Origin of the sequence: Pseudomonas sp. Sample_22 (assembly GCF_004307635.1) — a bacterium.
Classification (GTDB): Bacteria; Pseudomonadota; Gammaproteobacteria; order Pseudomonadales; family Pseudomonadaceae; genus Aquipseudomonas.
Genome location: NZ_RCNY01000060.1, coordinates 79,341 through 104,966, shown reverse-complemented (window position 1 = coordinate 104,966; position 25,626 = coordinate 79,341). Strand labels below are relative to the sequence as shown.

Annotated in this window: 21 protein-coding genes; 9 read left to right on the top strand and 12 right to left on the bottom strand. The window is 58.8% G+C overall.

The window, feature by feature from the left end:
* Window positions 1-85 precede the first annotated feature (85 nt).
* A complete protein-coding gene (locus D8U73_RS15755) occupies window positions 86-1,426 on the top strand; it encodes a nucleobase:cation symporter-2 family protein (protein ID WP_130905045.1) in 1,341 nt (446 codons plus the stop codon).
* A gap of 32 nt (window positions 1,427-1,458) precedes the next feature.
* The gene (locus D8U73_RS15750) at window positions 1,459-1,968 is read left to right on the top strand and encodes a nucleoside deaminase (protein ID WP_130905044.1); all 510 of its coding nucleotides are present in this window, start codon (window positions 1,459-1,461) and stop codon (window positions 1,966-1,968) included.
* A 78-nt stretch (window positions 1,969-2,046) separates the two neighbouring features.
* Here D8U73_RS15750 and D8U73_RS15745 read toward each other — a convergent pair whose 3' ends face one another.
* Window positions 2,047-2,601, bottom strand: coding sequence for a YdeI/OmpD-associated family protein (locus D8U73_RS15745; RefSeq protein WP_130905043.1), 555 nt, complete (start codon window positions 2,599-2,601; stop codon window positions 2,047-2,049).
* A 649-nt stretch (window positions 2,602-3,250) separates the two neighbouring features.
* Here D8U73_RS15745 and D8U73_RS15735 point away from each other — a divergent pair.
* Window positions 3,251-4,813 (top strand): sensor domain-containing diguanylate cyclase, encoded by a 1,563-nt coding sequence (locus D8U73_RS15735; RefSeq protein ID WP_130905042.1) that lies wholly within the window; start codon window positions 3,251-3,253, stop codon window positions 4,811-4,813.
* A 118-nt stretch (window positions 4,814-4,931) separates the two neighbouring features.
* Window positions 4,932-5,630: a potassium channel family protein gene (locus D8U73_RS15730; protein ID WP_130905130.1), complete on the top strand. Its 699-nt coding sequence runs from the start codon at window positions 4,932-4,934 to the stop codon at window positions 5,628-5,630.
* 185 nt (window positions 5,631-5,815) lie between these two features.
* Here the strand turns inward: D8U73_RS15730 and D8U73_RS15725 are convergent, their stop codons facing one another.
* From D8U73_RS15725 to D8U73_RS15705, 5 genes are all read right to left on the bottom strand, one after another.
* Complete coding sequence (locus tag D8U73_RS15725; protein ID WP_130905041.1) at window positions 5,816-6,757, bottom strand: alpha/beta hydrolase; 942 nt, start codon at window positions 6,755-6,757, stop codon at window positions 5,816-5,818.
* 61 nt (window positions 6,758-6,818) lie between these two features.
* The gene (locus D8U73_RS15720; RefSeq protein WP_130905040.1) at window positions 6,819-7,841 is read right to left on the bottom strand and encodes a transketolase family protein; all 1,023 of its coding nucleotides are present in this window, start codon (window positions 7,839-7,841) and stop codon (window positions 6,819-6,821) included.
* Window positions 7,838-8,686 carry a transketolase gene (locus tag D8U73_RS15715; protein ID WP_130905039.1) on the bottom strand — a complete coding sequence of 283 codons (849 nt, stop codon included), beginning with the start codon at window positions 8,684-8,686 and terminating at the stop codon, window positions 7,838-7,840. Before D8U73_RS15715 ends, D8U73_RS15720 begins: the two co-directional genes overlap by 4 nt.
* Window positions 8,687-8,704: 18 nt before the next feature.
* On the bottom strand, window positions 8,705-10,003 hold the full coding sequence (locus tag D8U73_RS15710) for an MFS transporter (RefSeq protein ID WP_130905038.1): 1,299 nt from the start codon (window positions 10,001-10,003) through the stop codon (window positions 8,705-8,707).
* 100 nt (window positions 10,004-10,103) lie between these two features.
* Entirely contained in the window at window positions 10,104-10,853 is a 750-nt protein-coding gene (locus D8U73_RS15705; protein ID WP_130905037.1) for an SDR family NAD(P)-dependent oxidoreductase, read from the bottom strand.
* Between the two features lie 198 nt (window positions 10,854-11,051).
* On the opposite strand from D8U73_RS15705, the gene D8U73_RS15700 reads away from it, so the two are divergent.
* The 4 genes from D8U73_RS15700 (at window position 11,052) to D8U73_RS15685 (ending at window position 16,241) form a co-directional block, all read left to right on the top strand.
* Complete coding sequence (locus D8U73_RS15700; protein WP_130905036.1) at window positions 11,052-11,966, top strand: LysR substrate-binding domain-containing protein; 915 nt, start codon at window positions 11,052-11,054, stop codon at window positions 11,964-11,966.
* A gap of 736 nt (window positions 11,967-12,702) precedes the next feature.
* Window positions 12,703-13,656 carry an enoyl-CoA hydratase/isomerase family protein gene (locus D8U73_RS15695; RefSeq protein WP_130905035.1) on the top strand — a complete coding sequence of 318 codons (954 nt, stop codon included), beginning with the start codon at window positions 12,703-12,705 and terminating at the stop codon, window positions 13,654-13,656.
* A gap of 207 nt (window positions 13,657-13,863) precedes the next feature.
* Window positions 13,864-15,435: a gamma-glutamyltransferase gene (locus D8U73_RS15690; protein ID WP_056856784.1), complete on the top strand. Its 1,572-nt coding sequence runs from the start codon at window positions 13,864-13,866 to the stop codon at window positions 15,433-15,435.
* Window positions 15,436-15,548: 113 nt separating this feature from the next.
* Window positions 15,549-16,241, top strand: a complete 693-nt coding sequence (locus D8U73_RS15685; RefSeq protein WP_130905034.1) for a GntR family transcriptional regulator — start codon at window positions 15,549-15,551, stop codon at window positions 16,239-16,241.
* Here D8U73_RS15685 and D8U73_RS15680 read toward each other — a convergent pair.
* The 4 genes from D8U73_RS15680 to D8U73_RS15665 are packed head-to-tail and all read right to left on the bottom strand — an operon-like array spanning window position 16,238 to window position 22,019.
* Window positions 16,238-17,467 carry an amidohydrolase family protein gene (locus D8U73_RS15680; protein ID WP_130905033.1) on the bottom strand — a complete coding sequence of 410 codons (1,230 nt, stop codon included), beginning with the start codon at window positions 17,465-17,467 and terminating at the stop codon, window positions 16,238-16,240. The genes D8U73_RS15685 and D8U73_RS15680 overlap by 4 nt on opposite strands.
* A complete protein-coding gene (locus D8U73_RS15675; RefSeq protein WP_130905032.1) occupies window positions 17,464-19,956 on the bottom strand; it encodes an ATP-binding cassette domain-containing protein in 2,493 nt (830 codons plus the stop codon). Before D8U73_RS15675 ends, D8U73_RS15680 begins: the two co-directional genes overlap by 4 nt.
* Window positions 19,953-20,822: a branched-chain amino acid ABC transporter permease gene (locus D8U73_RS15670; protein ID WP_130905031.1), complete on the bottom strand. Its 870-nt coding sequence runs from the start codon at window positions 20,820-20,822 to the stop codon at window positions 19,953-19,955. Before D8U73_RS15670 ends, D8U73_RS15675 begins: the two co-directional genes overlap by 4 nt.
* 3 nt (window positions 20,823-20,825) lie before the next feature.
* Window positions 20,826-22,019: an ABC transporter substrate-binding protein gene (locus D8U73_RS15665; RefSeq protein ID WP_130905030.1), complete on the bottom strand. Its 1,194-nt coding sequence runs from the start codon at window positions 22,017-22,019 to the stop codon at window positions 20,826-20,828.
* Between the two features lie 187 nt (window positions 22,020-22,206).
* On the opposite strand from D8U73_RS15665, the gene D8U73_RS15660 reads away from it, so the two are divergent.
* Window positions 22,207-22,605, top strand: coding sequence for a nuclear transport factor 2 family protein (locus D8U73_RS15660; RefSeq protein WP_056856778.1), 399 nt, complete (start codon window positions 22,207-22,209; stop codon window positions 22,603-22,605).
* A 547-nt stretch (window positions 22,606-23,152) separates the two neighbouring features.
* On the opposite strand, the gene D8U73_RS15655 is transcribed toward D8U73_RS15660, so the two are convergent.
* Window positions 23,153-23,989, bottom strand: a complete 837-nt coding sequence (locus tag D8U73_RS15655; RefSeq protein WP_130905029.1) for a hypothetical protein — start codon at window positions 23,987-23,989, stop codon at window positions 23,153-23,155.
* Window positions 23,986-25,590, bottom strand: a complete 1,605-nt coding sequence (locus D8U73_RS15650; RefSeq protein ID WP_130905028.1) for a hypothetical protein — start codon at window positions 25,588-25,590, stop codon at window positions 23,986-23,988. Before D8U73_RS15650 ends, D8U73_RS15655 begins: the two co-directional genes overlap by 4 nt.
* Window positions 25,591-25,626: the final 36 nt, after the last annotated feature.

Genomic DNA, 25,626 nt, shown 5'->3' with positions numbered 1-25,626 from the left:
CGATCACCGGGGTTGGAGCATGCTTGCGACCGCCCCTGAGAATGCCGCGATCACACCATCCGTTGCACCTTCAGGAGCTTGTGACATGAATACACAACGCATTCATCCGGTGGACGAGGTTTTGCCCTTGCGGCAGCTGGTCACCTTTGGCTTGCAGCATGTGCTGGTGATGTACGCAGGGGCGGTGGCGGTGCCACTGATTCTGGGCAGCGCGATGGGGTTGTCCTCGGCGCAGATCATCTTGCTGATCAACGCCAACCTGCTGACGTCCGGCGTGGCGACGCTGATTCAGACCATCGGGTTCTGGAAATTTGGTGCGCGCTTGCCACTGATTCAAGGCTGCTCGTTCATCGCCCTTGCGCCGATGATCATGATTGGCAAGGAGTTTGGGCTCAGTCAGATATTCGGGGCGGTGATTGCCGCAGGCTTCATAACCATTGCGCTGGCACCGGTATTCAGCCGTCTGTTGCGATTCTTTCCGCCAGTGGTGATCGGCAGTCTGATCACCATCATCGGTATCTCGCTGATGCCGGCTGCCGCGATCTGGCTGGGCGGCGGCAACCCTGAGGCGGCAGATTTCGGCAGCCCCGCCAATTTGCTGCTGGGCCTGGCCACGGTCAGTGTCACGCTGGTGATCTACGCCAAATTCAAAGGCTTCATCGGCAACCTCAGCGTACTCATCGGTTTGTTCGTCGGTAGCTTGATTGCCGCAGCCTGCGGTATGACCCATTTCACCCGAGTGAGCGAAGCGGCGTGGTTTGAACTGAGTGCACCGATGGCATTCGGCGCGCCGGAATTTTCGCTCGTGCCGATTTTGATCATGACCCTGGCGATGCTGGTGATCATGGCCGAAACCACTGGCAACTGCCTGGCCATCGGCAAATTGACCGGCAAGCCAACCACCCAACAAACCCTCGGCAATGCGTTCCGCGCTGATGGCCTGTCGACCATGCTCGGTGGCTTGTTCAACAGTTTCCCCTACAACGCCTTCACGCAGAACACCGGTTTGATTGCGCTCTCCAACATCAAGAGCCGCTTCGTCGTGGCCGCTGCCGGGGCAATCATGGTGCTGATGGGGTTGTTCCCCAAACTGGGTGCGTTGATCGCGGCGGTGCCGACTCCGGTGCTCGGTGGTTGCGCGATCGTGATGTTCGGCATGACCACGGTGGCAGGGATTCAGGAACTGTCACGCGTGCAGTTCGAAGGCACCCGCAACGGCATCATCGTCGCGGTGTCGGTCAGTGTCGGCGTGTTGCCGATGTCCTTTCCTGCATTGTTCGAGCACGTCGGCCCTACGCTGAAACTGGTGCTGGACAGCGGAATCTTTCTCGGTGCGATCACCGCCATTGTGCTCAACGTGCTGCTCAACAATGAAAAAAAATCGACCGACAGCGTCGGCGTCTCAGCGGCTGAATGGGTCGACTGATCTTTTGTTTTTCCACTGCCCAGGAGTTACCCATGAATCAATTCACTCAGCTTGTTCCGGCCGGCGTCAGCGATCTGGATCTGGCGTTGCTGCGCCAGACCATCGCCTTGTCGCAGGCATCAAAACAGCGCGGCCGTCATCCGTTCGCGGCGTTGGTGGCTGACCGCAACGGCAAGGTGATTGTCGAAGCGGGCAACAATTCGATGCCGCCGGAGGGCGATCCCACACAGCACGCCGAACTGGTCGCGGCGGCTGCCGCTGCCAGGCTTTTGTCTGCGCAGGAACTGGAGCAGTGCACGCTGTACACCAGTGCCGAACCCTGCTGCATGTGTGCCGGTGCGGTGTATTGGACCGGGATCGGGCGAGTGGTTTATGCCTTGTCGGAGCACTCGTTACTGGGGCTGACGGGGGATCATCCCGAGAATCCGACGTTTGCTTTGCCGTGTCGCGAAGTCTTTGCCAAGGGCCAGCGCAAGGTCAGCGTATTGGGACCAATGCTGGAAGCCGAGGCTAGCGAGCCGCATATAGGATTCTGGTCATAACGGGTTTCGAACCGAAACTCGATCGTTCCTGGCGCTGCTTTCCGTCAAGGAGTGCAGCGCACCAACGTAATGCCCCATTCAAGAATTATCCGCCTCGGGCGCACGGAAGGCCTTACTGTAGTAACCGGACGGGTCGAAACAGCAAACGTGCTTCTTGCCGCTGGCGAGCATATCGCAGGCATCACCGATTCGTTTCGCGCGGGTCTTGAGTTGCTTGGCTGAAGTGATCCAGTGTATCCAGTCTACTCGTGCGATGGTCGTCGTATTGTTCCAGACTTTAAGCGCCTCAGGAGTAGCTGCGAGTGCCTCTTGAAAATCTGCCGGTATGTCAGGCTCGGGTTCCTTCTGTACAGAGGCTAGCTCCAGCGTAACGATGTCCCCAACAACCGCGCCTGCGGCTTCGAGTAACGCTCTGCTGACCGGCAGCCAATGGCTCAACTGACCATCAGGCTCAAGGGTTGCCTGGAAGGGGTGCCCATTGATTGTGCCTTCAACTGTCGTTCTTCCTCGCCTTGGAAGCTGTTCACTCGCGTCTGCTGGCAATACCAGGAACGCCCAGGACGTATCATTACCAGGCTTTGCCGGGCGGAGAAGCTTTGCTTCGAATCGGAATTTCATATCGATTGTTGTCATTGCAACGTCTCCAACCAATACGCCTGACGACTCAACTACGGGACAAATTCAGTGTCGAGGGTCGACGTTACCGATTAGCCACTAGTGTGTCCAGCGGGTGCTTGTGGCCGTTTTTTTGCCTGTCGCAGCCTGGATAGCCGACTTTATGTGCGATGCGAACCGCTCTCAGGCCGCCGTGCTCGTCATCGGAAACACCCGCCAGTCACTTGTTGTGCTGGCAAATAGCCGCTAAACCTTAGGGTGTTTTAGGAGAGGGCCTGAAGATGATTTCCAGATTCGTTGTTGTCCCTGCAATCCCGACAGAGACTGGATCAATGCGTGATGGAATGCGCTTCTATTGTGAGACTGCGCCATCAGTTTCAACATCTATGACAACGAAGAAAAACGTCGCTTGAAGACGACCTATCAAATTCGAGAGGAAGTTCGGGACGAGTGTCAGCGGCTTAACCACAAGCAGTTGCTGGCGGTTCTTACGGAGCGACAATCCATGACCGTGGTTTAGGCGCTTGCCCACGTGATCAAAATTTTCACCTGACGAAACGAGACGCTACAGTCAGGGGCATGGAAAAATACAAGTTGTTTCGCTGAAGGCTGAATGCTTGTAGAGCGTGACAGTAATTTGGACGCACCGCGAAATCGGAAGATCAGGATGATATGGACAAAGCGGCGCAACTCGCTGATGGGCTTTATTTTTTTAGCGGTCGGTCTGGTGGTTTTTTCGGCGTTACTATTGCTGAAGTCCGAGACTCAGCGAAGGGAAACGTATTTTTCCGAGTACGTGCAAAACATCTCTGGGATTGTGCGCAATCAGCTTGATACCAATGAAGCTGTGCTCTCGGGCTTCTCTGCATTCCTGCAAGCCGTAGACCAGAGTGATACCGAAGCGACGTCCCGATTTGCGGCAGTCGTATTGTCGGCCTACCCGCATATCTACATGCTCGAGGCAGCCCGCTCCGTGCCTGTCGCCGAGCAATCCGCCTTTGAGGATCTGTTGCGGCGCACATGGCGCCCAGACTTTGAGCTCAAGGATTTCCCAAGTCTCACTGGGCAGCCAACCCAACCTCAGGCCTTCCTCAAAGAGACCTGGCCCGTTTTGTTTATGTACCCCTTGCTCCCTGAATCCAGTTCGATTTACGGGGTGAGGTTAGAAACGGTCGCTTACCTTTCCTACGCGCTGGCACGCGCCCAAAGCAGCCAGAAACCCGTGGTTTCTCCCGTTTTTTCCATGTACGAGGGCGGTAGTGCTTACATTCTGATGCAGTTAGTCAGCCGGCCTGACCAAGAGCGAACGAGCCCCAGCCCCAATTTTTTTGGTAGCACTATGGTGTCATTGCTGTTGATCAAGACGGGCTCTCTTCTTGATGCCGTCAATCACGCTAACGTCGACCCACTGGTTCATATAACTGCCGTGCTGAAGACCGCAGCCGGTTCTGAAAGCGATGTTTTTTCCACGCACGTTCAACAGGCTGGCTTCCTTGATCGCCTGTTTTTGCCGCAATTGAACGACCGTGTCGAGATCCGCAGTGCATCGCAGCCCATGACGCTGGTATTCGACCGGCAACTTCGTTTCGGGGATGTCCTTACTGAAGAAATGTTGATGATTCTTTTGGTACTCGCCGGCGCTCTGGTGCTGATGCCGATGGTATTGATCACGCATTTCAAGGCGATAGAAAGAGCCGAAGTTGAGCACGAACGCTCAGCCTATCTGGCAACCCATGATGTACTCACGCAACTGCCTAACCGTTACCTGTTCGCTGAGCGTTTTGCCCAGGCCATCTCGGATTGGGAAGTGAAAGGGATTCCGTTCGCTGTGCTTTTGATCGACTTGGATCATTTCAAGGAGGTCAACGACAAGTACGGTCATGAAGTCGGCGACCAGGTTTTGCAAGCGGTTGCACGCCGCATGCTTCAAGCCACCCGGTCATGTGACACGGCTGCCCGATACGGCGGCGACGAATTTGTGATGCTGATCTCCAATCTTTCTGACCCCCAGAGCGCTGAGTCGCAAGCGGCGAGGGTATTTGACACCATCGCCCAGACAGTCGCGACAAGTGCGGGGGAGCTTTCAGTGTCGTGCAGCGTCGGAGTTTCGCTGTGTCCTGTTCATGGGCAATCTCTCGACGCATTACTTAAAGCAGCGGATCAGGCCATGTATGGTGTCAAGCAGCTAGGGCGCAAGGGGGTAGGGATGAGGGAATCCCCCCTTGCATGAGGCTTGCGCGGGCATTGGACAAGTCAGTTGTGTTTCTGGGGCTATCATGCACAACTGGACCCCGTCGCGCTTGGTCTTGTCAGGTCACGTGCGTTACTTCAACCTCTGGGAATCTGGTATGACAAGCTCGCAAGATAAAGCCGAATCCGACGCGGATTTAGCTCAGATGGTAATAGGGCTAGGGCCCTGCACTTATCTGTTGCTGCTTTTACTGGGATTGATCCTCCTGTTCCCCTTTCTTGAGGGGGGGCTGATTGCTCGCATGTTGCTCGGCATTCTGTTTTCGGCTGTGCTGCTCGTGGGCGCTTTCGCCACCCGGCAGACCCGACCCGGATTCATCCTCAAACTGTGCCTGGCGTTGCTCGGGATTGGCCTTCAATGGGCGGCCTTGTGGACCGAGAGTATCTCGACTCTTGAACTTGCAGGGATAACCTATGCGGTGTCTCTTACGGTTTCGTTCAGCGGGGTACTGCGCTACCTTCTCAAGCGCGGGCCGATTACAGCGGACAAGCTGCATGGCGCACTTGCGGGCTACATCATGCTGGCCTTCGTTTGGTCCTTCATCTATGCCCTGGTCGAGATTTCCGCCGCTGGCTCATTCGGCCCTGGCAACTTCGATTTCAGACAGCCCGGCACTTTCTTCAAACTGATCTATTTCAGCTTCACGACGCTCACGACCACCGGTTACGGGGATATTATCCCGATCACCAACCATGCCCGCTCACTGGTGATGGTCGAAGAATTTTCAGGCGTCTTTTACGTGGGGGTCGTGATAGCGCGGCTTGCCGGTATTTATCCGTCGCATCAGGCCAGATGACGCCTGATTTGCCTGAGCCACCCAAAGCGTTTTTGGTTGACTCTTCCCTGATTTATCAGACACCTCCGAGCGACTGCTTTTGGCTGTTCTCTGCCCGTCGTGAGGGGTAACAGCTCTAAGCGGTCAGGCCAAGGCAAAATGGAAATGCTCGCTCAGAAACACTCACGATAATGTCAGGGTATCGTTCAACGTTCCCTTAAAAATTCGTTGAGCGCACGAACGATATCCAGAATGGATTGCGTAGTGATGCGCCCTGGATTCTGATCGAACATGTGTGGGGCGCCGGGATAGACGTGCAGCTCTACAGCGACCCCGGCGCGCGACAGTCTCAATGCAAATTCCACGTCTTCTTCCAGAAACAGGTCCAGCGAGCCTACCGATATGAAGGTTGGAGGCAGGCCTTGAAGGTCCCGCTGCATGGACGGAGAAAAAAGGCCGATACGATCATCGTCAAGGTTGTAACACCCGCGAAGGCAATCCCAACAGAACCGGTTAGGCGCCGGCAACCAGCTGAAAGTCCCGGTGCTTTCGTTCTGGTGAGGCGATTGCGAGGTGCCCGTGCGGTGATCCAGCATCGGATAGACAAGTACCTGGGCTGCGATGGGATACTGCCCCTTGTCGCGGGCCAGAATGCCCAATGCAGCCGCCAGGCCTCCGCCAGCGCTGTGCCCCATGATCACGACTTTTCGGGTATCCATGCCCAGGTCATGGTCATCACCGAATAACCAAGCGAGCGCGGTATAGCAGTCTTCAAGGGGCAGGGGAAAAGGGTGTTCAGGCGCCAATCGATAATCGACTGCGACGATGAGGGTTTTCAATTGTTCGGCAAGCGCCGCCAGGTAGTTGTCGGCCATTTCAGGCTGGCCCAGTACAAAGCCTCCACCATGGATGTAAAGGATCACCGGAAGGCGGGCAGTTGCTGATGTCGTATCAGGTCGGTAAATACACAGGCGCAGAGGCTCTTTATCGGCCGTTATCCATCGCTCTTCGTAGCTGCTGTTTTGCTGAATCCTGTAGGTTGTATGGACGCGCTCCCGGATGGTCGGCAGTGTATCGATCGACCAGTGATCCGTGCCAGGGAGCAGAAAGCTGTGGAATTCGGGATCAAGCAGTTCATGTGGCCTCAACGTTCCGCTCCCTTCCTGTCGAACTCAATGGCACCTGTTGCCAGGTGCCTTGTCCTCACCGTTAAAGCCAGGCTTTGATTTGAGCAGCCACGGCTTGAGTGGAGATGCCGTAGCGATCATGCAACGTCGGCAGGGCGCCTGCATCGAGGAACGCGTCGGGCAAGGCGATCTGCCTGAAGGTTGGCGTCACGCCGTTGCGCAGCAGCACTCCGGCGACGGCCTCGCCGAGGCCACCAATGATCGAGCTGTTCTCTGCGGTGACCACCAGCCGGCCTGATTTCCTTGCCTCGGCAAGAATCGTTTGCTCATCCAGTGGTTTGATCGTCGGCACGTGCAGCACGGCAACATCGACGCCGTCCGCTTGCAGTTCCTTGGCTGCTTCCAGTGCACGCATGGTCATCAGACCGGTGGAGATGATCAGCACATCGTTACCGGTGCGCAGAGTCTTGGCCTTGCCGATCTCGAACTTATAGCCGTACTCGTCCAGCACCAGCGGTACATTGCCGCGCAGCAGGCGCATGTACACCGGCCCCTGATGCGCGGCGATGGCAGGCACAGCCTGTTCGATTTCCAGGGCATCGCACGGGTCGACAATCATCAGGTTGGGCATGGCGCGGAAGATCGCCAGGTCATCGGTGGCCTGGTGGCTCGGGCCGTAGCCGGTGGTGAGACCGGGCAGCCCGCAGACGATCTTGACGTTGAGGTTTTCCTCGGCAATCGCCATGCAGATGAAGTCGTAGGCGCGGCGTGAAGCGAATACCGCGTAGGTAGTGGCGAAAGGTACGAAGCCTTCGCGGGCCATACCGGCGGCTGCACTCATCAACAACTGCTCGGCCATGCCCATTTGATAGAAGCGGTCGGGATGCGCCTTGGCGAAGATGTGCAGGTCGGTGTACTTGGACAGGTCGGCGGACAGGCCGACGATGTTTGAACGCTGCTCTGCCAGCGCCGCGAGCGCATGACCGAAAGGCGCTGATTTCGTGGCTTGGCCTTCAGAAGCAATCGAAGCGATCATCGCCGAGGTGGTCAGGCGTTTTTTGATCGGTTCGGCAGTCGAAGTCGGCGTGTTGGCGGCGTTGCTCATTGGTTTTTTCCTTCTTCAAGATTGTTCAGTGCCAGATCCCATTCGTGTTCTTCCACGCGGATGAAGTGGGTCTTTTCCCGGGTTTCGAGGAAGGGCACGCCTTTGCCCATTTTGGTATCGCAGATGATCACCCGAGGCTGAGTGCCGGGATGATTGCGCGCGGCATCGAACGCGGTGACCAGCGCCTCCAGATCATTGCCGTCAACGCGCTGGGTGAACCAGCCAAAGGCTTGCCAGCGATCGACGATGGGTTCAAAGGACAGGATTTCACTGGAGTGACCGTCGGCTTGCTGGTTGTTGACGTCGACGATGGCGATCAGGTTGTCGAGCTTCCAATGTGACGCCGACATCACGGCTTCCCAGGTCGAGCCTTCGTTCAGTTCGCCGTCCGACAGCAGGTTGTAGACGAAGGCTGGTGAGCCTTTGCGCTTGAGACCCAGGCAGGCACCGACCGCGATGCCGAGGCCCTGGCCCAGCGAACCACCGGTGATTTCCATACCCGGCGTGTAGGCGGCCATGCCCGACATTGGCAGGCGGCTGTCGTCTGCGCCGTAGGTTTCCAGCTCGTCGAGCGGGATGATTTCGGCTTCGATCAAGGCCGCGTACAACGCAATGGCGTAGTGACCAATCGACAGGTAGAAACGATCGCGGGCTTCCCATTCAGGATCTTCAGGACGATGGTTCAGAGCATGGAAGTAGGACACCGCCAGCAGGTCGGCAGCGCCGAGAGCCTGGCCGACGTAGCCTTGCCCCTGGACTTGACCCATGCGCAGTGCGTGGCGACGAATATTGTGGGCGCGCTCCGTCAGGGTTTTCGGTGTTACGAATGAAGGGTTGGCAGTCATGGTGAAATCTCCTGTGAATCAACGATTGACCAAGGCGGCGGGAATGCGCAGCACCAGGGTGGCACCGACGAGCAGCACGCCAGTGATCAGATACATGCCGATGGCGCTGGAGCCGGTCAGTGTGGTTATCCAGCCGATCAGGTAGGGCGAGCAGAAGCCGGCGAGGTTGGCGAAACTGTTGACTGCCGCAATGCCTGCTGCGGCGGACACGCCACCGAGCAGCGTGGTGGGCAGCATCCAGAACATCGACGTCGCGGACAGAATCCCGGAGGCAGCGAGGCAAAGACTCAGGATGGAAAGCATCACGTTTCCGCCCATCATGGCCGCGAGTGTCAGGCCGATGGCCCCGGCGATCATTGGCACAATCAGGTGCCAGCGGCGCTCGCGGTGTTTGTCGCCACTGCGCCCGGCATACAGCATGGCGGCAATCGCGCAGAAGTAGGGCAGGCTGGTCAGCAGGCCTATTTTCATCGGGTCGGATACCCCTGCGTTGCGCACCAGGGTCGGCAGCCAGAAGGTGATTGCGTACTGCCCCATGACGACACAGAAGTAGATGGCGGCCAGTAACCAGAGGCGGCGGTCACGGATGAACTCGCCTATAGACGCATGCGTCACTTTTTTCTGCTCGTCCTCGGCCAGTTCGCGGCTGATCAGCGCTTTTTCATCGTCGTTCAGCCAGCTGGCTTGATGCACTCCGTCCTTGAGATAGCTCAGTACCAGAAGCCCGACTACAACGGTAGGCACAGCCTCAAGCACGAACATCCACTGCCATCCGGCCCAGCCATGAACACCGGCGAAGTGAGTCATGATCCAGCCGGAGATCGGGCCGCCCACCATCCCCGACAACGGAATGGCGATGAACCACAACACGGTCATGCGGGCACGACGATAAGACGGGAACCAATAGGTCAGGTAGAGCAGCAGGCCCGGTGCCAGGCCGGCTTCGGCAATCCCGAGCAGAAAGCGCAACGCATAGAATTGCCAGGCGGTTTCGACGAAGGCGAACAGGGCAGAGACGATGCCCCAGGTGATCATGATGCGCGCGATCCAGACCCTCGCCCCGACCTTGTGCAGAATGATGTTGCTGGGGACTTCGCAGAGGAAATAGCCGATGAAGAACATGCCCGCGCCCAGCCCGTAGACCGTTTCGCTGAGCGCCAGATCATTCATCATTTGCAGTTTGGCAAAGCCGACGTTGACGCGGTCGAGGTAGGCGCACAGATAGCACAGCATCAGGAACGGCATCAGGCGCCACGCGGTTTTACGGTAGGCGTTGGAGCGCACGGTCGAAACCGCTTCGAGCGACAGGGTAGTCATGATGGTCTGATCTCTTGTTTTTATTGACCGCCAGGCCATCAAGCCTGGCTGTGTCATCGATCCAGAACCGCACGGGCCTTGCAGGCCCGCCCAGATGTACTCAGTGAATCAGCATGCCGCCGTTCACATCCAGAGTGATGCCGGTCAGGTATGAGGATAGGTCGCTGGCCAGGAACAAGGCGGCGTTGGCGACATCCTGGGCCTCACCCAGACGGCCCAACGGGATGCCGTCGATGATCGCGTGACGGCGTTCGTCCTGCATCAGGCCGCCGGTGATGTCGGTGTGAATCAGGCCGGGGGCGATGGAGTTGACGCGCACTTTGTCCGGTCCCAACTCGCGCGCCATCGCTTTGGCCAGACCCAATACGCCGGCCTTGGCGGCGCTGTAATGAGGGCCACCGAAAATGCCGCCGCCGCGCTGGGCGGACACCGACGACATGCACACGATGCTGCCGCTCGACTGTTGACGCATCAGTGGAATGACCGCCTGGGACATGAGCAAGGTACCGCGCAGGCTGACGTCCAGCACCTTGTCGTAATCGGAAGGGCGGATATCGAGCGTCTTGAGCGGTTGGGTGATGCCGGCGTTGTTGACGAGGATGTCGATGCGCCCGAAATGCTCGATGATTTTCGCCACGGCCTGCTGCACCTGGGATTCGTCGGCGACGTTGGCGGCCAGGCCGAGATGGCCTTCGCCCAGGGAGGCAGCGGCATCGCGTGCGGCGGATTCGTCCAGATCGAGAATCACCACACGTGCGCCCTGTTGCGCGAAGGTGGTCGCTGTAGCGCGGCCGATGCCACGTGCGGAAGCTGCACCGGTGATGATCGCGACTTTGCCTTGAAGAAGCATGGAAGAGTACCTCGGATTGTTTTTATTGGGTCGATCCACGAAGAACCGATGACCCAGCTTGTTCCCCAGACCAGCCCTGAGCAATAACGCGAATGTCACTCGGTGCTGAAAAAAATTCAGCACTCGCCAATGAACCCTCCCGATGTTTGAATGGCTACATGCCCGGCCCACGCCACTTGCAGCGGAACAACAATAATCATGAGTACATCTGGCGACGCACCTCCGATCCTTCCACCACTGAAAGCCATTCAGGCCTTTGAACAGACCGCACGCTTCGGCAACGTCGCCCGCGCGGCCGAATTGCTTGACCTGACACCCTCGGCGGTCAGTCACCAATTGGCAAAACTGGAGGCAATGATTGGTCGCCAGCTGTTTCTCCGGACGGCCAGGGGCGTGACATTGACGCCGGTGGGCGAGCAATACCTCACTGAGGTGTCTGGCATCCTGCACAGCCTGGCGGTGGCGACCGAGCGCGCCACCAGTGACGTCAGCCTCGACTGCCTGCGCTTGCACTCATCCCCCAGTTTCGGCCTGCTGTGGTTGATGCCGCGCCTGGAACAGTTTCGACAGAGCCATCCCGACATCCAGCTCAACCTGTCGTGTTCCTACGAATCGCTGCATTTCAGTCGTGACAAGATCGATGTCGACATCCGCCACGGCATGCCCAACTGGCCCAGCTACGAAGTGCGGACGATACGTAATGAAAGAATTGCGGTCATGGCTTCGCCGAAGTTGCTGGCAACACGTTCGGTTCGAACGGTGGCGGATTTACTGGACAGCCAGTTGATCCTGTCGGAAGCCACATTGATAAAGTGGCCCCAATTGTTTGCCCAACAGGGCGTGTCACGCCCGGAAAAGCCCTACACCCTCAGCTTTGACCGCTCCTACATGACGCTGGAGGCAGCCAGCCACGGGCTGGGATTCGCCTTGGAAAGCACGCTGCTTGCGCAGGACTATCTGGCGCGGGGCGCGCTGGTCGAGGTAGCGCCGGAGCTTAGCGCGCCCATCACTGCACATCACCTGGTTTTTCCGAGGGCCCATGCAAATTTTCCTCGAGTGAGGAGATTTCTGGAGTGGATGCAGAAAGAGCTGGGGCATGACTTCAAATACTGATCTTGATGTCGTGGCAAACCAAACTCCAGTATCACGGCAGTGTGGCTGCTGAGTGTCTACTTTTGGCTGTGGATTCAACCGGTCGATGCAACAGATTGGCTAAATCGTTCAGCGGGCGTTTCGTACGTTAGCGATTTCGGCTTAACGCCCTAAACCACGAGCATTGGTACAGACGAGCATGGCCTATCCAAAGGCGTGCACCGGTGCGGTTTCCCCCTTGGTCTGCGTTCATATTCACTGCATAGCCGCCTCGCCTTGAAGATCAAATGCAGCCTGTCGAGCAAGCTCCGTGAACCGCACTACACTCGTAGACACACATCACAGGCAGCTTTCTATGAATTGGGGCAGCTGCACTGAGCAGAACAGCAGCGCTTAGGCAATTCCCCAATCGCCACTTCGGATTCGATAGCCCATCGCTCCTGAAGTTTTAGCTGATTAGTTACGCCATGTATTAACTGATATTTCAGATCGTCCGTTTATCTTGATGATCATCATAAATATAGTGACCCCATCGTTCTCCTGAAGCACAGCCAAGTTCAACTTTCCTAAAAAAACCGGCGATGTTGGCTGGCCGGCAGAAGGGGGTATCACCAAGTTGCACATAAACATGACCACGTCGCGCCTATATTTGCCAAAACGGTACTGCTAATTCGAGCATCAACCGGTGCTCGTGGTCCTGAACAGAAATCAGGTCAATTCATCGTTGTTCATTCCATAAAATTGGAGTTCCACCATTATGAAATCACGACGTATCGTAAGCGCCACTCTCGCCTTTAGCATGCTGTTGGGCGGGAGTACCATAGTTGGTCAAGCCCTTGCCGCCGACACTGCTACCAGTCCCCCAAAATCCGCCAGTTCCTCCCCCAACCAGTTTCTCATTGACAAGATCAGTCCGGAATACTGGCGAGTGCAGATCAACAACCCGCCTTTCAACATATATGGTCCGGATTCTACCTTGCAGTTCGAGAAGGTGGTCAGCGCGATAGAAAACGACACCAAACTCAAGGTGGTGGTTTTTGAAAGCAAGGTGCCTGGCTTTTTCCTAACCCACTACGACTTCGCCGAGCCTCTGGAGCGGACCCTGGAAATGCCCAACGGGAAGACCGGCCTGCCGCCCCTTCCGGACATGTTGGTACGCCTGAGTAAGTCCCCAGTGGTTTCCATCGCGATGATCAACGGCCGCGCCTCTGGCGTGGGCAGTGAACTGGCCCTGGCCAGCGATATGCGTTTTGCCAGCGACAAGGCAGTGCTTTCCCAATTTGAAATTGGCGCCGGCTTTGTCCCAGGCGGAGGCCCAATGGCGCGCCTGCCACGTCTTATCGGCCGCGGCCGTGCATTAGAGGTCCTGCTAAGCGGTAACGACATCGACGGCAAGCTGGCCGAGCGTTATGGTTACGTAAACCGCAGCTTTCCCGAAAACGAGCTGAACAGCTTCGTCGATGCTCTGGCCCGCCGTATCGCCACCTTCGACAAGCAATCTCTGGGCGAGATCAAGGAACTGGTGAATGTAGCTTCCCTCCCTTCAAACGAAGACGTCGGGAAAGAATGGCCCGCTTTTCTCAACTCTGTTCGACGCCCTGCCGCCCAACACCATATCGGCCGCCTTATGGAACTAGGCCTGCAACAAAAAGCTGATGTGGAAATTAATCTGCCCAAGTATACCGGCCAGGTCAGTGCCGAGAAAAACTAAGGCGCAGAAAACTGCATTTCCGAGGTGGCGGTTCAAAAACTGTTGAACGACGCCGGATCTCTTCAATAGCTTGTTTTGGGGGGCCTGGTTGACGTTCAAAAGGGTTTGACGCTGGACGCCACCCCGTCTGCCGCAGGGTAAAAGGCATACATCTTGCTTTGCTAACAATATTCATATCGATAGCTAGCAAAAAAGAGGCCTTGAACCATGATCGCTACCTCCAGTCGTGCCGTGATCTGTACGCCCCATGCCGATGCCAGCGCCACCGGCATGCGGGTTCTGGAGGCGGGCGGAACGGCCATCGATGCGATGCTGGCCGCCAGTGCCATGCTTGCAGCGGTTTTCCCGCACATGACCGGTCTGGGTGGCGATGCCCTGTGGATGATCCACGACAGCAAGGTGCGCACCATCGTGGGGATCGGCCAGGCCGGGCAGCGTTTGCCTGAGGGCGGATCCATCACCGTGCGAGGTCCGGCTTCGGTGGCCAGCACCGCGGGCGCGATGGCGAGCTGGAAGACCGCAGCAGACATCAGTCGTCATGAGTGGGGCTCCAGGCTGGGCTGGGCTGATCTGTTGGTAGACGCAGCGAGCGTGGCCGATGCCGGTGTCGTGGTTTCGCAATCGCAATTGTTCTGGCAAACCCTGCGCCAGCCGTTGATCGAGCAATTGCCGGACCTGCATCACCTGTGCAAGACCGACGGGCGCTGGCTGCGCGAGGGCGATAACCTGCGCCAGCCCGAGCTCGCCAACACCCTTCGCCATCTGGCGAAACACGGCGTCGAGGATTTCTACCACGGCGAACTGGCTGAGGCTTTCGGGGCTGCGTTCGATCGCCTTGGGTGCGGCTTGACCGCTGCCGATCTGGCCGCGACCCGCGCCCCTGAAGTCGCACCGATTTCGGTGCGTTACCGCGATGGACGACTCTACAATGTCGCGCCGCCGTGCCAAGGCCTTTACACGTTGCAGGCCATGGCCGCGCTGCAACACAAGCCGCTGGCGCAAGTCGGCAACGGCAGCGCGCTGTACTATCACTATCTGGTCGAAGCCATCAAGCAGGGGTTGCTGCGGCGCAATGCGCAGTTGTGCGATCCGCTGAGCAAGCCCTGGGATTTTGCCGCCAGTCTCGAAAGCGTGCAGATTCAAGCCTATGCAGATGCCATCGACGACCAGCGTGCTGCACCCTGGACCGAGCCGGGGCGCCCGGCCGATACCGTCTGGATGGCCGCGACCGATGCTCAGGGGCGTACGGCCTGCCTGATCCAGAGCCTGTTTCATGACTTCGGCTCGGGCTGCGTTCTGGGTGACACCGGCGTGCTGTGGCAGAACCGCGCTGCCGGCTTCAACGCGAATCCCGGGCACGTCAATGGCTGGGCTCCCGGCAAGCGTCCGGCGCACACGCTCAATCCGTCCTGCTATCTGGCTGACGATGGCCGACGCTGGTTCTTCGGCACCCAGGGGGGCGATGGTCAACCGCAGACCCAGATGGTCCTGGCGACCCAACTGATCGACTACCAGCAGCCCATTGACCAGGCCCTGCAAACCCCGCGCTTTTTGTTGGGGCGCAGTTTTTTCGACAGCACGGACAATCTCAAGCTGGAAGGCGACATGGCGGCCAACACGATTGAGGGCCTTGGGATGCTGGGGCATGAGGTGGAAATCATCCCGGCCCGCAGCCCCATGACCGGCCACGCCGGGATCATCGCCATCGATGCCGATGGCCTGCGCAGAGCCATGCATGACCCACGGGGCGAGGGCGCGGGCCTGGGTCAGGCGGGCTGAGCCGTGAGCGGGGCATTTGCCGGGTTCATGCCGCTGGCGGATAATGCCGCCGATTGCCCGCCATCCGCAGCCTTGCGTATTGGCCTGAGGCTTTCTGGACAACAGAGGAATGGATGGGCTTGAGCACTGTCACCGCCAAACAGCTTGAAGTGCAACGCATCGTCGATGCGCTGTTCAAGGCTATCGCCCAGCATCGCCTGCCGCCTGGCACTCGATTGGTAGAAGCACACATTGTCGAAACCCTGCAGGCCAACCGCAATCATGTGCAGGTGGCGTTGCAGCGGCTGGCGATGCAAAAGGTGGTGACCATCGAAGCCAATCGCGGCGCAATGGTTGCTCAGCCGACGGCAAAGGAAGCGCGGGATATCTTCAGCGCGCGTCGCGCCATCGAGCGGGCGATCGTCGAGGCCATCACCCCGGCAGTGATGCGCAAACACCGGCAGCGCATCGCCCGGCACATGAACAACGAACGCAAAGCCACCAACGACACCGATCGACGTGCCATCGTCCGCGAGCTGAGCGAGTTTCACCTGCTGCTCGGCGAGATCAGTGGCAATGCCGTGCTGAGCGATATCCTCGCCAACCTGATGGTGCGCAGTTCATTGATCGTCGCGCTGTACCAGCGCAATGACGTGCCATCCTGCGCCTCGGATGAACATCAGGAGATCATTACCGCGCTGGAAAATGGCGACAATGAAAGAGCCGTCGCCGTCATGCTCGAACACCTGGATGAACTGGAAGGGCAGTTGGCCCTGGAAGAAAGCGTGCCCGAGGAATTCAACCTCAAGCAGGCGTTGATCGATTAAGCACTCGGCTTCAGCAACGTTCCCGCCGGCCGGCTGAACGTCTGAAGCCCTCCCTTGAAGCCCATGACCGGTGCGCATATTTCAGCGATGACCGCCGCCGGCGAGGGCGCGTCGAACACAATGAAATCGGCGCGGCAGCCTGGCAGCAGACCGTAATCGGACAACCTCAGCATACGCGCCGCCTCGCTGGATACCCACGCCAGGCATTGCCGCAGTTGCGCCGCCGTGCCCATCTGGCTGACGTTGGCGAACAGGTTGGCCTGGCGGATCAACGAGGCGTCGCCATAGGGCGTGAACGGGTTGCCGATGTTGTTGGTAGACACCGAACAGGTCACGCCGCAAGCGTGCAGATGCGCCAGTGGCGCCAGTCCTCTGGGTTTGTTGTGAAACGCCTCGCGACCCATCAGGAACAGATCGGTGCTGGGCAGGCAAGTCACCTGCACGCCCGCTTGCGCCAGGTGCAGGCCAAGCACCGTCAGGGGTTCCCGGGGCAAGGTCGACAACTTGGTCGCGTGGCCGACGGTGACGCGTCCGCCCCAGCCATGCAGCTGCGTGCAGCGTGCCACCTCCATGACGGTCATGCCTTCGGGATTCAGGTCGAAATCCAGGTGCAGGTCCAGGTCGCAGTCGTAGCGCACCGCCAGTTCGAACAGGCGCCGGATCTGCCCGTTCGGGTCACTGTCCATATAGGGGCAGCCGCCGAGTACGCTGGCGCCGCTTTCCAGTGCCTGGCACAGCAGCGCTTCAGTCCCCGGATTGTTCAGTAAACCCTCCTGGGGGAACACGCAGATTTCCAGGCTGATGGCCCAGGCATAATCGGCTTGCAAGCGGCGAATGGCATTGAACCCGGTCAGGCCAATCTGCGGGTCCAGCTCGACATGGGTCCGGATATGCGTCGTGCCTTGGACAATCGCCTTGTCCAGTACCCGGGCACCGCGCCGATAGACATCGTCTTCAGTGAATTCGGCTTTTGCTGCCCGGGTTTGCGCCACGGCTTCAGACAGCGTGCCTTCGTGCAGCTGGCAGCGTTGCATGATGCAGGCCTTGTCCAGGTGCAAGTGGGTTTCGATCAGGCCCGGCATCATCAATTGGCCCTGCAGGTCAAGGGTTTGCCAATGGCGTGTGTCCTTACTGAAGGCGGCGACGAAGTAGCCGTTCTCGACATGAAGCTCGCTATTGGCGCGCTCGTCAGGCAGCCGGGCATTGATGACTTTCAAGGCGCTCATGCGACGGCTCCTTCACCCAGGTAAGCGGCAGCCAACGCCTGATCGTCGCGCAATTCTGCGGCGCTGGCGGCTTTGACAATGCTCCCGGTTTCCAGCACATAGGCGCGATCCGCCACCTGAAGGGCCAGGTTGGCCATTTGATCCACCAGCAGGATGGTCACGCCTTCGTCGCGCAGTGCGGCCAGTGCGTCGTACAACTCGCCGATCATGGCCGGTGACAAGCCCAGTGAAGGTTCATCCAGCAACAGGACTTTTGGCTTGGCCATCAGGCCGCGACCCACCGCGACCATTTGTTGTTCGCCACCGGAAAGCAGCCCGGCCGGGTTGTCGATGCGGTCTCGAAGGCGCGGGAAGCGCTTGAGGATCGCCTCGATTTCCGCGTCGGCGTCGAAGGCTTCGCGGCGTGAATACCCACCCAGCAACAGGTTGTCGCGCACACTCAGGTAAGGGAATACCTGGCGGCCTTCGGGTACCAGCGCCAGGCCTTTTGCCGCGACGGTGCTGGCGTTGGCCTGTTCGATGTTTTCGTTGTCCAGCAGGATGCTGCCGCTGCTGGCGCGATGCAGGCCTGCCAGGCACTGCAGGATGCTCGATTTGCCCGCGCCGTTGGCGCCGAGAATCGCCACCAGCTCGCCGGGATTGACCAGCAGGTTGACCTTGTCGACCACCGCTGACGCGCCATAGTCGATGACCAGGTCCTTGACGAACAGGCGCGCATCGCGGCTGCCATTCCAGGCCTGTTCGCGCGGCGTGGCCTGATACTCGGTGCCGCCCAGGTACGCGGCGATCACCTGCTGGTTGCGGCGGATTTCAGCCGGCGGCCCGGCGGCGATTGGCTTGCCCGCATCGAGTACCAGCAGGTGCTCGGACACCGACATGACCAGCGCCATGTCGTGCTCGACCAGAATCACCGTGAGGCCAAAATCCGCCAGCTTGCGCAGCAGAACGGCCAGATCATCGGTGTCGCGGCGGCTCAGACCCGCTGCCGGTTCATCCAGCAACAGGACCGCAGGCGCGGTGGCCAGTGCCCGGGCGATTTCCACCAGGCGGCGATCCACATGGGGCAAGTCCTCGGCGGCAATGTTCACCTCGCCGCGGTAGCCCACCAGTGCCAGCAGATCCAGCGCCAGGCTTCGCTGCTCGTCGGTGGCAAGGCTGAACGGCAGGCCCAGGCGACCCTTCTGCATCGCGACCAGCAGATTGTCCAGCACCGACATTTCGCCGAACAGCAGGGTGGTCTGATAGGTGCGGGCGATGCCGGCCCGGGCGCTTTTCCAGGCCGGCAGGCCCGCCAATGGCTGTTGCAATTCGATCTGGCCGCTGTCCGGCACATAGAACCCGCTGATCATGTTGAGCACGGTGGTTTTACCCGCGCCGTTGGGGCCGATGATGCTGGTGATGCTGCCGGCAGGTGCATGCAGGCTGACATGCTGCGCGGCCTGCACGCCGCCGAAGCGAATGCCTATGTCACTGACCCGCAAGCCTGAAGACGGGCCACGACTGCGCAAATGCGCGGCGATGCGTTGCTGATCGATGCGCGTCGGTGGCAGCAAGCGAGGCGGTTTGATCCAGCGTCGGGCGAGGGCGCCGAGCAGGCCGTTGGGCGCGATCCAGAGCACCAATAGCAGGAGCACGGAAAAGATCAGCAGGCGGTACTCGGCAAAGTCGGACAGCAGTTCCGGCACCAGCACGATCAGCAGTGCGCCAATCAACGGTCCGAACAGCATGCCGCTGCCGCCGACGATCACGGCCAGGACAAACAGAATGGATTGGGAGAACGGGAAGGATTCAGGGTTGATGAACATCAGCAATGGCGCGAGCAAGCCACCCGCCAGCCCGGTCAATGCCGCCGACAAGGCAAACGCCAGGGTTTTGCTGATGACCGGATTGAAGCCCAGTGAGCGGGCGGCAATCTCCGAGGCTTTCACCGCGCGCATGGCCTTGCCCCAACTGCTGTGGCTCAGGCGCTGGTAAAACAGCAGGGCGCCTATCATCAACGCACCGGCCAACAGGGCGAGGACAGTCGCCGGATCAAGGCCGGCGAATTCCGGCAGCGGGATACCCATCAAGCCGTTGGAACCGCCCGTAACGTCCCGCCATTCGATCAGGCTGTGATGCACCACAAAACTGAAGGCGATGGTGATCATCGCCAAGTACGGGCCGCTGACCCGAAGGGCGGGAATCGCCAACAGCGCGCCAACCAGTCCGGCTACCGCACTGGCCGTGGGCAGGGCCAGCCACAACGGCCAGCCCGCCAGGGTCAGCAGTGCCGATACATAGGCACCGATGGCGTAGAAGGCGATATGCCCGAAGGAAATCTGCCCACTGAGGCCGATCAGGATATTGAGGCCCACACCGACCACCGCCGCCAGGGCGCAGAGGGTGAAAACCAGCAGCGAGTAGCTGTCCAGCGTGAACGCCAGTACGCCGCAGACGATCGCGAGCAGGGCAATGAAGACCGGTGCGGCCAGGGGGTTGAAGTTCTTCATACTTTCACCAATGCCTGGCTGCCGAACAGACCGTTGGGACGAATCGCCAGCGCGACAATGACCAGCGCAAACGTGAATATCTGGGTGAAGGCGGAGCCGAAATACAACGTGATCAATGCTTCAGTCAGGCCGAACAGCAGCCCCGCCGTGAACACACCGCCCGCGCTGGTGATACCGCCGAGAATGGCCACCGCGAACGCCTTGAGGCCGAACAACATGCCCATTTCCGCATTGACGCTGAACAGCGGCGCAATCAATAAACCCGCCACGCCGGCGAATAACGTGGAGACAGCAAAGGCGATGGCGACCACACGATTGACGTTGATCCCCATCAGCATCGCTGCGCGGGGATTCTGCACGCAGGCTTCCAGCACCTTGCCCAGCCGGGTGTAGCGCCGCACCAGATACAGCGCCAGGGCAATGGCCGCGCCTGCCAGCGGAATCAGCAATTGCAGTGCGCCCACGTTGCTGCCAAACAGCTCGATGTTCAGATTGACCAGGCTGCTTTCAAATTGGCGCGGCTCCTTGCCGAAGGTAAACAGCGCCAGGTTATCCACCAGGATGCCTCCCGCCACCGTTGCCATCAGCCAGGCCTGTGAGCCGCGACTGTGGAAGGGCCGTACCAGCCAGCGTTCGATCACCAGGCCGTACAGCCCGCAGAGGAGCAGCGTCAGCGGCAGGGCCAGCCACAGCGACCAGCCCCAGTTGATGCAGAGGGTGTAGCCCAGCACGGCGCCGACCATCATGGCGCTGCCTTGGGCAAAGTTGACGGTGCGCGAGACGACGTAGGTCAGGTGAAAACCCAACGCCAGCAACGCGTACATGCTGCCGAGGCCGAGGCCGGTGATGATGGCGGCGGTGAACATGGCTTACTCCTCAGGCTTGAGCGGCACGATCTGGTCGTTGACGACGTGGGTGAACAGATAGTCGTCCGGCCCCAGCGCGTCATGCTTGGATGGGGTAAACGGTTGCGTGTAGTGCTTGATCAAGCCGTCGTATTCGTTGATGGCGTAGAACCCGTCGCGTACGGCCTTGCCGTCGGTACTGCCGGCTTTTTCGATGGCCTGGGCGGTGAGATGCAGCGCGTCGTAGGCATTGGCAATGCCCACTGCCGGCGTGACGTCAGCCAGCGTCTTGATCTGCGGGTATGCCGTTTTCAACGCAGCCAACAGGGCATCGCCCTTGGCGCCATTGTTCTCGGTGAACACGTAGGTCTGGATGAAATGCACGCGAGAGGCGTTCGGCCCCGCCAATTCGCCAAAGCGTCCACCGGCCGGCCCCCAGTGAGAAACGACCGGCACGTCCCAGCCCATGCGGTCCAGGGACTTGACCACCTGTGCCGAGGGACTGACGTTACCGACCAGCAGCAGGGTGTCCGCACCGGCGTTTTTCAATCGGGTCAGTTGCGGCACTACGTCGAGATCGCTGTCCTGGATACGCTCGACACCAGCGTTGGGCATGCCGCGTTTTTCCAGGGCGCGCTTGAATCCAGCCTCGTTGGACTCGCCCCATGGATTGTTGATGAGGATCATCCCCGGCTTCTTCATGCCGTTGTCGACGCCGTACTTCACCAGTGCCTCATCCACCAGTTCATCGACGGCGGAAACCCGGAACACGTAGTTATCGGCTGCGCCGTTCTCGGTGATTTTCGTACCGGCGGCCCAGATGCCCATGAACGGTACTTTCATCTGGTTGACCAGCGGCACGATGGCCAGGGAAACCGGTGTATCAAGACCGCCAAACAGCACCGCGACCTTTTCCCGCTGGACCAGTTCGCGAGCGGCGAGGATGCCCTTGGACGGGTTGCTTTCGTCGTCACGCCGCACCAGCTCCAGCGGACGCCCCAGCACGCCGCCGCTGGCGTTGACCTCATTGATGGCCATGGTCAAGCCCCGAGTCAGGGCTTCGCCGGATTTGGCCGACTGGCCCGAAAGCGCGGCTACCAGACCGACTTTGATCGGCGGCTCGGACGCTTGCGCGCCACCGAAAACAGCCATGTTGAGCGTGACTGCCGCAGCCACGGGAAACAGCAGACGTTGCAGGTTTGGAAGCCGGGTGGCCATGGTTGATTCTCCTGATTGCTAGCAGTTGCATAATTATTGCTAGCAAGTAGGATGCCAGTCGCAGCAGCCCTTGAAATAGGGTGGTTTTGCAGGGGCTGGCAGAGTTTTTCGCGCCAAAAGAAGGCGGCTTGCACCATGCAAAGGCGTCCGAATCAACCGGGTATTCCTAGAGTCAGGAGTTTTAGCGATGTCTGAAATGAATAAAGATGTACAGATTGTTAGCAATTTTCTCGAGGCTTCCATGGCCCCGGATCCCGTCCGGGCGGCGACGTTCATGAGTGCCGATGTAAAGATCACCTTCACCGGCGGCCGGGCCATGCCCGATCCGCTGGCGATCACGGCGTTCAATGGCTCACGCTACGCCTGGGTCAAGAAAGCCATGGGAAACTTCGACTGGATGGACCGGGGCGACCATACCGTGGTGTATTCCAATGGCACACTGTTCGGCGAATGGCCGGATGGCCGCCGCTTTTCGGGCAATCGTTATCTGGACCGCTTCGAAGTGCGCGATGGCAAAATCACCCATATGGACGTCTGGAACGACAGTGCTGAGTGGCTGCTGGCACCGGAGATTGCCAAGGAATGAAAGGGCACTTTGTTGTTGCGCACAGTTGAGCCAGGGTTCAGCGCGAACGAAGAAGTTGGGGGGCGGCCATTTTACATGACACTGGTACCTCTAAAGACCTACCCGCCGCATTGCATTGGTATACCCGTGCTGCCGATCAGAGCCGGGCCAACGCCCAGTACGTCCTTTGCCACCTCTACACGTCGATTTGATGTGTGGTCGAGGTCGTGCGAGCCGGCGCGTCACGCTGCAGCACTGGGCAGCCCTTTGAGAGCGGGTGATCTAGTGGTAATTGGACCGGGATCTACTGGGTGGTGCCCGGGGTGAAAGTGGTCGTTGAGTTTGCCGGATAGGACGAGCTGCCTTGTTGGCTTGATGCGCTCCAAAGGCTTGTTCACTTCCAGCTTGCGGAGCCAGCCGGCGCATGGCTCCTCCTTAAAAGGCGTCGGCTTTTAAGGCTTGGCTCAGTGGCGGGCGCCAGTATCTGTTGAAAAAGGAGCCCCCTGCCGAGCTTGTCGCTATCAGGTTACCGCGCGCGCAGGTATTCCCACGCATGCGGCTCTCCAAATTACCTCAAGTCTCCACCCAAACTCGGCGTGCCAAACCCGGCCAACGACGCGTTGGAGCGGTTGAAGTAGCCTGCCCAGAACGCGTTCAACGCATCCATGGTTCTGCCTGAGCGATAGCTTTGTTTGATGTCATCGGAGATCAGGCCAGCACCTGTGACGTAGACGCGGGCGCCGGAAAGATCGGCGAACAGGTTGTGGGTCTGGGCTTTTTTCAGCTCGTCGGCGACTACCAGGTTCTTGATCTGGTTTTTCGCGTAGAAGCTGGCGTAGTCGCTGTTTTCCAGCATGTCGCTGATCAGGAATACCACGTGATCGTGGGGCTTTTCGGCAGATTTGATGTCGTCGCCGATTTTGCGCAATGCGTTCATGATTTCGCTTCTCGGAATGTCCTGACGGGCATCACGTAGGCTCTTGACGAACAGTTTGCCGAAGCCGGTTTCAAAGTCTTGTGGCTGACGGGCCAGGCACTGGTCCAGGGTGCGCAGTTTGCGAGCGCTGGCGTCGTCGCGAACTTCCTCTCCGACATTTTTGTCGAGCTTTCCGGCATAGATCAAACGTAGGTATTCGCCCGGCAGAAACGCCGAAAAACTGTAGAGCTTAATGCTGTCACCGGGTTGCACGAAACGAGTGATCTGACCCCATGCCTGTTTCTGGATGTCTTCCGGAACGGGTACGGTCTCATCGACCACGACGATCAGTTCGCGGCCTGAAGCGTCTGGCTTCAGTTCTGGAAGTTGGGCGGTTTCGTAGCAACTTTGCAGGTCGTTACGCTCCAAAGCCAAGGCGATGTGGGGCATCACCAAGGCTGCGATCATCAATGCCTTCAGGGCTTTCATGCGTTGACTCCTGCGACCTTGAAGATGCCCAGTTGCTTAAGCAGCAGCTGTTGTTCACGGACACTCTTGAGAGTGGCTTCGTCTTGCTTCAGAGCTTTTGCCAAGGTTGGCAATTGCTCATCAGTGACGCTCGTGAGGTCGTGGAAGGTATTTGCGTCAATATCTGCCAGTACCGCCACGGGTGCCACCGTCTGAGGTTCGGACACTGCTGCAATGGCTGCTTGCAACGCCCGGACAGGTTGAGGCGCGGGGATTACCGGTGCCACTTCAATTGCTGGCGCTGGCGCTGGCGTTGTGTTGATGCGCTCTTGACCGTGCTTCAGTGCTTTTTCAGCAGTACGGCGCACCATCACATACGCGTTGAAGTCACGCTTTTGAATAGCCGAGCCTTTCATCGCGTTGAGGTGTTCGGCATTGTTGGTCATGCGCGTGGAAAGCTTCTGCTGCAACATGCTCAGCTTATGGTCGGCATGGCCGGAGATTTTGGTGCGCTCGCGCTCCATCCAGCGAACCATTTCGTCCGCACTGTTGAATTTATGTGTGTAGTTGTAGGCGCGGCGCGAGTGGACACCGGCGAAACCAAAAATGCTCGCTAGCCAGCAGGTGATGCACTGGATGGCGATGTAGATGACCGAGAGGATCAGGTATGTGGTCAACGACGCTTCTCGGATCGCTTGCATCTTGTCGTCGATGGTTTTGTTGTCAGCCGAGTCATTGACCGCTTTGGATTCATCCGGCAGCTCAAATGGGCTGACTTTGGTAGAGCCGCCACTCTGTGCGCTTTCAGCGCGCAGCGAGTTCACCATCTCATCCTGAATGCTGTCGAGCGTCTTGGCGCGAACCACGAATGCGGCGACAGCCATGATCATGATAATGCCGACGAACGCACCGATAAGCAGGTACTTGGGCGTAACGTCCACCGAGGTGGCGATGCGCGACAGAATGCGGTTGTAGTCCTTGTCGTTGCTGTCGCTGAAGCTGTCTTCGATGTTGATCGAATCGATTTGCTTAAGGTGGTTGGAGCGTGAATCGGATGCGTCGCCACGCCACCACGCACGGGCCTTCTTGATCAGGCTGTTGTGGTGGATAGCGTGACCGGCCGCTTCGGCAAAACCACAGGAGATGACGGCCAGGAGGATTGCCACGCCAATAGCCTGGTAGCGTTTGTCACTGGCCGATGCGTCGAGGCTTAACCAGCCCGACAGTACGTAACCAAAGCCGACGGCTTCAACCACCAACAAAACGGCGGCCAGGATAAACACCCAGGCCGGACGTGGTCTGCGGCCGGCTTCGCCAATTTTTTTCAGGTAGTCCTGACACTGGCGAAAGAACTCCGGGCTCTTGTCTACCTGGCCGTATGCTTCGTAGTAGTCATTGCACAGATCGTACTCGGAGTTGGTCCAGCCATCTGGGCGGATGGTGGGCTCTTTACTGGCTGAGCGCGATACCGTGCCAATCAGCGGTACACCGTGCCAGATACGCATGGTGAAGTAGCCGACCTTCTCCCAGTAGAATTTCAGTAGGCACAGCAGGACGAAAAGAGCGGTGATGCTGACGATCGCCATCTCGTTTGCGGCAATAAAAGCTTTGAAAGCTGCCATCGCGGATTCTTGCACGTTCGATATCTCCGTTTATCT

Excerpts from the sequence above, each read along its gene's own strand:
- D8U73_RS15650 (WP_130905028.1), bottom strand. The coding sequence starts at position 25,590 with ATGGCAGCTTTCAAAGCTTTTATTGCCGCAAACGAGATGGCGATCGTC.
- D8U73_RS15685 (WP_130905034.1), top strand. The coding sequence starts at position 15,549 with ATGGGCTTGAGCACTGTCACCGCCAAACAGCTTGAAGTGCAACGCATC.
- D8U73_RS15720 (WP_130905040.1), bottom strand. The coding sequence starts at position 7,841 with ATGAGCAACGCCGCCAACACGCCGACTTCGACTGCCGAACCGATCAAA.
- D8U73_RS15670 (WP_130905031.1), bottom strand. The coding sequence starts at position 20,822 with ATGTTCACCGCCGCCATCATCACCGGCCTCGGCCTCGGCAGCATGTAC.
- D8U73_RS15655 (WP_130905029.1), bottom strand. The coding sequence starts at position 23,989 with ATGAAAGCCCTGAAGGCATTGATGATCGCAGCCTTGGTGATGCCCCAC.
- D8U73_RS15690 (WP_056856784.1), top strand. The coding sequence starts at position 13,864 with ATGATCGCTACCTCCAGTCGTGCCGTGATCTGTACGCCCCATGCCGAT.
- D8U73_RS15750 (WP_130905044.1), top strand. The coding sequence starts at position 1,459 with ATGAATCAATTCACTCAGCTTGTTCCGGCCGGCGTCAGCGATCTGGAT.
- D8U73_RS15695 (WP_130905035.1), top strand. The coding sequence starts at position 12,703 with ATGAAATCACGACGTATCGTAAGCGCCACTCTCGCCTTTAGCATGCTG.
- D8U73_RS15715 (WP_130905039.1), bottom strand. The coding sequence starts at position 8,686 with ATGACTGCCAACCCTTCATTCGTAACACCGAAAACCCTGACGGAGCGC.
- D8U73_RS15745 (WP_130905043.1), bottom strand. The coding sequence starts at position 2,601 with ATGACAACAATCGATATGAAATTCCGATTCGAAGCAAAGCTTCTCCGC.
- D8U73_RS15710 (WP_130905038.1), bottom strand. The coding sequence starts at position 10,003 with ATGACTACCCTGTCGCTCGAAGCGGTTTCGACCGTGCGCTCCAACGCC.
- D8U73_RS15700 (WP_130905036.1), top strand. The coding sequence starts at position 11,052 with ATGAGTACATCTGGCGACGCACCTCCGATCCTTCCACCACTGAAAGCC.
- D8U73_RS15730 (WP_130905130.1), top strand. The coding sequence starts at position 4,932 with ATGACAAGCTCGCAAGATAAAGCCGAATCCGACGCGGATTTAGCTCAG.
- D8U73_RS15660 (WP_056856778.1), top strand. The coding sequence starts at position 22,207 with ATGTCTGAAATGAATAAAGATGTACAGATTGTTAGCAATTTTCTCGAG.
- D8U73_RS15675 (WP_130905032.1), bottom strand. The coding sequence starts at position 19,956 with ATGAAGAACTTCAACCCCCTGGCCGCACCGGTCTTCATTGCCCTGCTC.
- D8U73_RS15755 (WP_130905045.1), top strand. The coding sequence starts at position 86 with ATGAATACACAACGCATTCATCCGGTGGACGAGGTTTTGCCCTTGCGG.
- D8U73_RS15680 (WP_130905033.1), bottom strand. The coding sequence starts at position 17,467 with ATGAGCGCCTTGAAAGTCATCAATGCCCGGCTGCCTGACGAGCGCGCC.
- D8U73_RS15705 (WP_130905037.1), bottom strand. The coding sequence starts at position 10,853 with ATGCTTCTTCAAGGCAAAGTCGCGATCATCACCGGTGCAGCTTCCGCA.
- D8U73_RS15665 (WP_130905030.1), bottom strand. The coding sequence starts at position 22,019 with ATGGCCACCCGGCTTCCAAACCTGCAACGTCTGCTGTTTCCCGTGGCT.
- D8U73_RS15735 (WP_130905042.1), top strand. The coding sequence starts at position 3,251 with ATGATATGGACAAAGCGGCGCAACTCGCTGATGGGCTTTATTTTTTTA.